The 3,238-nt window shown below is 32.9% G+C and carries 5 protein-coding genes; all 5 read right to left on the reverse strand.

Going from position 1 to position 3,238, the window contains the following annotated elements:
- Nucleotides 1–147 precede the first annotated feature (147 nt).
- The gene (locus I5M27_RS18425; protein WP_200507862.1) at nt 148–402 is read right to left on the reverse strand and encodes a DUF7660 family protein; all 255 of its coding nucleotides are present in this window, start codon (nt 400–402) and stop codon (nt 148–150) included.
- Nucleotides 403–507: 105 nt separating this feature from the next.
- Entirely contained in the window at nt 508–1,161 is a 654-nt protein-coding gene (locus tag I5M27_RS18430; protein WP_200507863.1) for a tetratricopeptide repeat protein, read from the reverse strand.
- Nucleotides 1,162–1,242: 81 nt separating this feature from the next.
- Nucleotides 1,243–1,776 (reverse strand): hypothetical protein, encoded by a 534-nt coding sequence (locus tag I5M27_RS18435; protein WP_200507864.1) that lies wholly within the window; start codon nt 1,774–1,776, stop codon nt 1,243–1,245.
- A gap of 78 nt (nt 1,777–1,854) precedes the next feature.
- Entirely contained in the window at nt 1,855–2,388 is a 534-nt protein-coding gene (locus I5M27_RS18440) for a hypothetical protein (RefSeq protein ID WP_200507865.1), read from the reverse strand.
- Between the two features lie 81 nt (nt 2,389–2,469).
- A complete protein-coding gene (locus tag I5M27_RS18445; RefSeq protein ID WP_200507866.1) occupies nt 2,470–3,135 on the reverse strand; it encodes a hypothetical protein in 666 nt (221 codons plus the stop codon).
- Nucleotides 3,136–3,238 lie beyond the last annotated feature (103 nt).

Raw genomic sequence — 3,238 nt, forward strand, 5'->3', positions numbered from 1 at the left:
TCGTCTACTTTAGACTTGATATCTTCAAGAGAAAATTTTCGCATTATTAATTTTTATTATTTAAATACCCGCCAACGGACTAGGCTAAACGGTGGCGAAGCTAACGTTTAGGTGTGGTTAGCTTACGATTTTCTTAAAATTTTAAGTCTATTCATACATAGTTGCTCCACAAAGAATATCTGCAAATACTCTCCAGGTTGGTACATTAGCATCTAATTCCGGATGTACATTTTTATAATATCCATCTACGTCTTCTGAATATCTCTGTAATGCTTCAAGAAAATCCCCAAGGTTTTTATTTTCCCAATTTTCCTTATTTTTTTCAAAGTCTTCCAGAAGAAGCTTAGCAAATTCTGAAAAAGTTTGACGATCTTTTACTTCAATTTCTAAGAAGTCTTTCATTATTTTAAATGTATGCTAACGGGCTTGGCTAAACGGTGGCTTAGCTAACGTTTAGCTGTGGTTAGCCAAAGTTCTTTTTTTAATTTTAATCTAAATCTATCTTATCTATTTAATCTTTTTCTTCACATCCTTGACAAAAGCCGCATTAACAACTAAGGAATCAATTTTTATTGCTTTATTTATGTATACTAAAGCGGAATCATAACGCTGCAAGTAGTAAAAGTTGACTGCCTTTTGATTTATTGCCCTTGCATTTTTGGGATCTGCCTTCAGACTCTCTTGTATGGATTTTTCGGCTTCTTTTAGGTATTGGCTATCCTTGGTCTTTTCAAACATTTCAAACCCATTTGAAGCAAGTGCTTCATGAATAAAAGGACTTGTACAACCAAGAGCAATTGCTTTCCTAAGAAGTTTATTTGATTCTTGTGCTTTACCTTGTATTCCAGTAATATTGCCAAATCCCCAATAAGGTTGGCAATTCATGCTATCTAGAAGCCAAGATTGATTAAACCGTTTCATCGCGGTTGCCAAATCGCCTCTTTCATAATAGCCCCATGCAAGCTTTGAATAATGTTCAGAGCCTTCTTTTCTATTGCTAAAATCTTTATCCGCTTTGTCCATAAAAGCTTTATCAGCCTTCAATTGATAGGGTTTCTTTTTTATATTTCCATACATGGGCAGAAGATTAATCTGATCATTTTGGGCAAAACAAGAACTCATTATGATAGTGGAAGCGAGAAGAGCTAAAATTTTTTTCATTTTTATTTTAAATATTGGCTAACGTCTCTGCTAAAAAGCGTTTTAATGGTTTTTAGGTTTTGTTGGCAGACTTTATTTTTCTTAGCAACAAGTACGATACATAACTACTTTACCTGTCTTTTTTGAATAGGCAATCCAACTTAACCCTTCTTCGCCAAGCAAATAAAAAAATCCAATTGCTGTCCTATCCATTTTAATGTCTTTCCAAATAGTTTCTTCTGCGTAATCTTCATCAAATTCTTCTTTGGGAGAAATTGCAGGATTTAAGAAATTCTTTTCTATAAAAAATTCATTTGCTCTTTTCTTAATTACTTCTTCCTTCTTTATTATTGAGGGATTTTCAACCGTAATTTCATAACCAATCAAGTCACTGGCTGGAAATGTTTCTTTAAAAATTTCTCTCCCAAAAGAATTAGTTATTGAAAACGTGGCTTCAGCATTGACCAAGTCTTTACCTTTCAATATTAATCGAAAAATATCTGGACTTTGGTTATTAGAGAAGTTATGTCTTTTTGAGTTATTCAGAAGGATATCTCCACCTTGGAAACCTGCTTTACTAACAGGAATCCCCAATGAAAGGAAAATAAGGACTAATAAACTTACAGCTTTCTTCATTTAATAACTTTAATGCCTGCCAACGTACTAAGCTATACGGCGGCGAAGCTGCCGTATAGGTGTGGTTATACCCTGTAATTATTTTTTTACTTCAATCATTAATATTGAGTTGAAATTTTCTCCATATGGTGAATAGTCACGGTAAGTTACTCTCACAGGCTGGCCGTTGGATATGACGTGATTATTTGTTTTAGTAAATGACCCAAAATTACCGAATAAAGCATCTCCAAATGCGAATTCAACAGTATCAACATTAAAGCTGACAATCGTTTCGGATGAACCTCTTGCTCGTCGATCTATTCTCTTTTGATAATTTGAAATGACACCTTCAACTTTTGGAAATTCATTAGAGCGAAGTTTTTTAGCCATTTCATCAGAATATTGATCTGGATAAACAAATGTCCTTAAGATGAACATAATTAATCCAAATAGAGAAGTGATTCCGGCTCCAAATAATAAGGTGAATCTTTCTTCATCACCTTTATCCTTTTTGTATTTCTTAATTAGTCTGAAACAAACTCCACCTATTATTGCAAGAATTAGGAAATATATCCCGGACTTAATTGAATAGGCAGGTGAATCAAGAACAGACCAATAAATTGTGTACTCCAATTTAATTAACTTTTATTTGGTATAACGGCTGGTGTAAAAAGCGGCCAAGGCCTTTGGCCGTTGGCTGATGTTTACATTTTGTTAGTTGTTGTTCTTTTCAATATTTTCTTTAAGATATGAGTTTGAATTTATTGCTGATTCAAGTTTTTGGTACTGTGCCTTTCTATCCTCTAAATCTTTAAAAAAAGTAAGTTCATCTTTAAACTCTCCGGAAATTAGGGTTAAGTATTTATCGTAAACAGATCCCGAAATAGAATCGATTTTAATAAATTGGTCAAAATACATTTGATCATTATTTGTTTCTAAAGATTTTGGTATCTCAAGAAGAATTTCTTTTTTGTCATATATCTTAAAGGATATTGTACTAACGGTTGCTGATGGACCATTAAATAAAAACATTAACCGGTATCCACTAGTACCTATTAAGGAGTTTCCTTCTCTTTTTAAAACCCAACCTCCAGTGGTACCGACAGAGTCATTGAGCTTGTTTTTACTTTTATATAGTAAATAACCAGTCTCTGAATTTCTAACCCCTTTGTCCTTATTTAATATAATTAATGTATCTCCGTCATAGTTGTTTTTGTACATACCTTGTATTTGGAATGACTTTCGATTTTCCGAAGGTGTAAGTTTATTTTGAGTTTCTAATTTTCCTTTTAAGTCTAACCGTGCCCATAAAACTAAAGAAACAATAGCTACTGCAACTATACTCACAAGGACTATAAGTGAATCTATAATTTTATTCACGTTTATTCTTATTTTAAAATTTCAACTAACGTACGTGGCTAAGGCACGTTTTAATGTGCTTTAGCTGTGGTTATAGGTTGTTTTTTTATCCTTCTACTGAAAA

Origin of the sequence: Adhaeribacter terrigena (assembly GCF_016623615.1) — a bacterium.
Lineage (GTDB): Bacteria > Bacteroidota > Bacteroidia > Cytophagales > Hymenobacteraceae > Adhaeribacter_A > Adhaeribacter_A terrigena.

Coding starts and splice junctions, on each gene's coding strand:
- I5M27_RS18425 (WP_200507862.1), bottom strand. CDS start 402: ATGAAAGACTTCTTAGAAATTGAAGTAAAAGATCGTCAAACTTTTTCA.
- I5M27_RS18430 (WP_200507863.1), bottom strand. CDS start 1,161: ATGAAAAAAATTTTAGCTCTTCTCGCTTCCACTATCATAATGAGTTCT.
- I5M27_RS18435 (WP_200507864.1), bottom strand. CDS start 1,776: ATGAAGAAAGCTGTAAGTTTATTAGTCCTTATTTTCCTTTCATTGGGG.